This window comes from bacterium (genome assembly GCA_028821235.1).
Taxonomy (GTDB): Bacteria; Actinomycetota; Acidimicrobiia; order Spongiisociales; family Spongiisociaceae; genus Spongiisocius.
On sequence record JAPPGV010000117.1, the window covers coordinates 1 to 4,185 of the forward strand.

Consider the following 4,185-nt stretch of genomic DNA (forward strand, 5'->3'; position numbering starts at 1 on the left):
CCGTGGCTCCTGATCTTCGGCTTCATGATCTTCGTGATCATGCAGATGCAGAGCGGTGGAAGCCGGATCATGCAGTTCGGCAAGGCCAAGGCCAAGCAGGTGACCAAGGACCAGCCCAAGGTCACCTTCGAGGACGTGGCCGGGCTCAAAGAGGCCATCGAGGAGTTGGGAGAGATAAGGGACTTCCTGGAGTCCCCGCAGAAGTTCCGGGCAATGGGCGCCAAGATTCCCAAGGGAGTGCTCCTCTACGGGCCTCCCGGTACGGGCAAGACCCTCCTGGCCCGGGCGGTAGCCGGTGAGGCCGGTGTGCCGTTCTTCTCGATCTCCGGATCCGACTTCGTCGAGATGTTCGTGGGCGTGGGGGCCAGCCGGGTCCGTGACCTCTTCGAGAAGGCCAAGTCGTCGGCGCCGGCGATCATCTTCATCGACGAGATCGACGCGGTGGGTCGGCACCGGGGGGCAGGCCTCGGGGGAGGCCACGACGAGCGGGAGCAGACGCTGAACCAGCTTCTCGTGGAGTTGGACGGTTTCGACGTGGCCAGCGGGGTCATCGTGATCGCCGCCACCAACCGGCCCGACATCCTCGACCCGGCGCTGCTCCGGCCGGGCCGTTTCGACCGACAGGTGGTGGTCGATCGTCCCGATCTCAGGGGCCGGAGGGCCATCCTCGATGTCCACGCCAAGGGCAAGCCGATCTCCGAGGACGTGGACATGGAGGCCATCGCCCGCCAGACCCCCGGATTCACCGGCGCCGACCTCGCCAACCTGATCAACGAGGCCGCCCTGCTGGCGGCGCGCCGTGACAAGGAGCTGGTGGAGCCCGCGGAACTCGAGGAGGCCATCGACCGGGTGATCGCCGGCCCCGAGCGCAAGAGCCGGGTGATGAGCGATCACGAGAAGAAGGTCACCGCCTACCACGAGGGTGGGCACGCTCTGGTGGGTTTCGCCCTTCCCAACGCCGACCCGATCCACAAGGTGACCATCATTCCCCGGGGGCGGGCGGGCGGTTACACGCTGGCGCTCCCGACGGAAGACCGGAACTACATGCGCCGGTCGGAGCTGACCGACCAACTGGCCATGCTGATGGGAGGGCGGGCCGCCGAGGAACTGATCTTCGTGGATCCCACCACCGGTGCGTCCAACGACATCGAGAAGGCCACCGAGCAGGCCCGGCGGATGGTCATGGAGTACGGGATGAGCGACGAGCTCGGCCCCATGAAGTACGGGAAGAACAACGCCGAGGTGTTCCTCGGCCGCGATTACTCGAGCCAGCAGGACTACTCCAACGAGGTGGCGGCGGCCATCGATGACGAGGTCCGGGCACTGCTCGGCCAGGCCCATGAGGAGGCCAGGCGGATACTCACCACGCACATCGACGCGCTGCACCGGCTGGCCGACCGTTTGATCACGGTCGAGACCCTGGCGGCCGACGAGATCGTTGAGATACTCTCTGACGTGCCCAAGTGGGAGGCCAGGCACGGCTCGGATCCCCGCATCCAGGCGCCGGCCGGCAGTCCGGGGCTGGTGGAGGGGGTGGCGGCCGCGGCAGCGGCCGAGCCGATCTCGCGCTGATCGTGGGCGACCAGGGGATCGACCAGGCTGCGATCCGCGACGCCGTACGGCAGATACTCACTGCGATCGGAGAGGATCCCGACCGGGAGGGCCTGACCGAGACCCCGCTGCGGGTGGCTCGCATGTATGCCGAGGTGTTCGACGGGATCCGGCGCGACCCCAGGGAGGACCTGTACCGGGTGTTCGTGGCCGACCAGCACGAGGAGATGGTGCTGGTGCGCGACATCCCGTTCTACTCGATGTGCGAGCACCATCTGCTCCCCTTCTACGGCACCGCCCACGTGGCCTACGTGCCGGATGGCCGCGTGACCGGGCTCTCCAAGCTGGCGCGGCTGGTGGACGGTTTCGCCCGCCGGCCCCAGATGCAGGAGAGGCTCACCACCCAGGTGGCCGATGCCCTCGTGGAAGTGCTGGCGCCCCGGGGTGCGCTGGTGGTGGTGGAGGCTCGACACCTGTGCATGGAGATGCGAGGGGTGGAGAAGCCGGGCGCGGTCACCCAGACGTCGGCGGTCCGGGGACAGTTCCGGCGTAGCGCCGCCACCCGGGCCGAGGCCTTCTCGCTGATCAACCGGCGCCGCGTGTGAGGCGACCGAGGTGGCACGTCAGGGGTGCCGTCCTCGACCCGAACCGGGGCACCGTCATCATGGGGGTGGTCAACGTCACCCCCGACTCCTTCTCGGACGGCGGCCGTTGCCTGTCGGAGGACTCGGCCGTTGCCATGGGTCTGCGGATGTGGCGCCAGGGCGCCCACATCGTGGACGTGGGTGGCGAGTCGACCCGACCGGGCGCAGCCGAGGTCTCCGAGCAGGAGGAGCTCGGGCGGGTGGTCGGGGTGGTGGCGAGGTTGGCGTCCGCCGGGGTGCCGGTGTCGATCGACACGTCGAAGCCGGAGGTGGCCGGGGCAGCCATCGAGGCCGGAGCTGCCGTGCTGAACGACGTCACGGCCCTGGAGGACCCCGCCATGGCGCGACTGTGCGCATCGACCGGGGTGGGGGTGGTGCTCATGCACATGCAAGGCAACCCCCGGACCATGCAGGTCGACCCCCACTACACGGACGTGGTCGCCGAGGTCTGCGAGTACCTCCGCCGGAGGATCGGGGCGGCCACGGAGGCGGGTGTCGACCGGCGAGCGATCGCGGTCGATCCCGGGATCGGCTTCGGCAAGACGCTCCACCACAACCTGGCCCTGCTCAACGGCCTGCCCGACCTCGCGGGCCTGGGCCGGCCGGTCCTGGTGGGAGCCTCGAGGAAGGCCTTCCTGGGCGCCCTCACCGACCGCTCCGTGGAGGAGAGAGACGGCGTGACCGCGGTGGCATCGGGTATCGGGGCGATCCTGGGCGCTTCCGTGATGAGGGTCCACGATGTGCCCTCCACCCGGGATGCGCTGGCGCTGGCTGACGCTATGGTGGCGGCCATGGATGACGGTGATGCCGACCGGCAGTAGGCCACGGGACTTTGCCTGGGTTATCCAGGATCGCCTGGCCGCATCGTCCCGGGTGGGTGGTCAGGGCATCCAGCACCGCCGGGTCCGGCGGGAGCAGGAGATATCCTGGCTGGTCGAGGAGGGATTCACCACCGTGGTGTCGCTGCTCCCCGGCAACCAGAACGTTCGCAGCTACGAGCGAGCCGGCATCGAGGTCTACCTGGCGCCGGTTGACAGCGAGCACGAGGAGGCGGCGGTCGAGCACGCATTCGAGGTCCTGGCCAAGGTCCTGGCCGATCCGGACGCCAAGGTGCTGGTCCACAGGGACTTCGTTGACGACACGGTGGGTGGCATCCTGGCCGGGTACGTGGTCTTCGCCGGTCTGGTGGATGATCCCCGCGTGGCTGCGATGGTCATCCAGGAGATCATCGGACGGCCGCTCGGCCCCGGCGGGAGGGGCCTCATTCCGGCGGCGGGGGTGTGAGCGAGGTCTTGATCACATCCGGCGGGACGGCCCCGGGGGAGTCCGGCGACTCGATCACTCTGAAGGGTCTGCGGATCGAGGCCCATCACGGCGTCCTGGCCGAAGAACGGCGGGAGGGCCAGCCGTTCGTGGTGGATGTGACCCTATGGATGGATCTCTCGGAGGCGGGAGAGCACGACGAGCTGGCCGCGACCATCGACTACGGCAAGCTGGCCACCGAGATCCACCGCCGGGTGTCGGGCGAACGATGGAACCTGATCGAGAAGGTGGCGGAACGGGTGGCCCGGTTGGTTCTCGAGGACGGCCGCGTCTCGAGGGTGGCGGTGACCGTTCACAAGCCCCGGGCGCCCATCGACGTCGAGTTCGAGGATGTCTCCGTGACGGTGGTGAGGTCGTCGCACGGCACGCGGGCGGCCATCGCCCTGGGGACCAACCTGGGCGACCGGGCGGCCAACCTCGTCAACGCCATGGAGGGCATCCGGTTGGTGGGGCGGGTGGTGGCGAGTTCCAGTGTGTACGAGACCGCTCCCCAGGGCGTGGTCGACCAGGAGCACTTCTACAACGCGGTGGTCCTGGTCGATACCGATCTCGACCCGGTGGAGCTGGTGGGCCGGCTCCTCGACATCGAGCGGGAGATGGGCAGGGTGAGAGGGCCGCGATGGGGTCCCCGGCTCATCGACCTCGACCTGATCCTGTACGGCGACCG

Annotated in this window: 5 protein-coding genes; all 5 read left to right on the forward strand. The window is 68.7% G+C overall.

Annotation, left to right across the window (positions count from 1 at the left end; all coding sequences use genetic code 11):
- Positions 1–1,572 (forward strand): ATP-dependent zinc metalloprotease FtsH (ftsH, locus tag OXK16_12170; GenBank protein MDE0376697.1); only part of this gene is annotated, 1,572 nt, incomplete at its 5' end.
- The gene (folE, locus tag OXK16_12175) at positions 1,569–2,156 is read left to right on the forward strand and encodes a GTP cyclohydrolase I FolE (GenBank protein MDE0376698.1); all 588 of its coding nucleotides are present in this window, start codon (positions 1,569–1,571) and stop codon (positions 2,154–2,156) included. The genes ftsH and folE, both read left to right, overlap by 4 nt.
- Positions 2,153–3,016, forward strand: a complete 864-nt coding sequence (folP, locus tag OXK16_12180) for a dihydropteroate synthase (GenBank protein MDE0376699.1) — start codon at positions 2,153–2,155, stop codon at positions 3,014–3,016. Before folE ends, folP begins: the two co-directional genes overlap by 4 nt.
- The gene (locus OXK16_12185) at positions 3,000–3,479 is read left to right on the forward strand and encodes a hypothetical protein (protein ID MDE0376700.1); all 480 of its coding nucleotides are present in this window, start codon (positions 3,000–3,002) and stop codon (positions 3,477–3,479) included. Before folP ends, OXK16_12185 begins: the two co-directional genes overlap by 17 nt.
- Positions 3,476–4,185: dihydroneopterin aldolase (folB, locus tag OXK16_12190; GenBank protein MDE0376701.1), on the forward strand; the 710-nt coding region annotated here is incomplete at its 3' end. The genes OXK16_12185 and folB, both read left to right, overlap by 4 nt.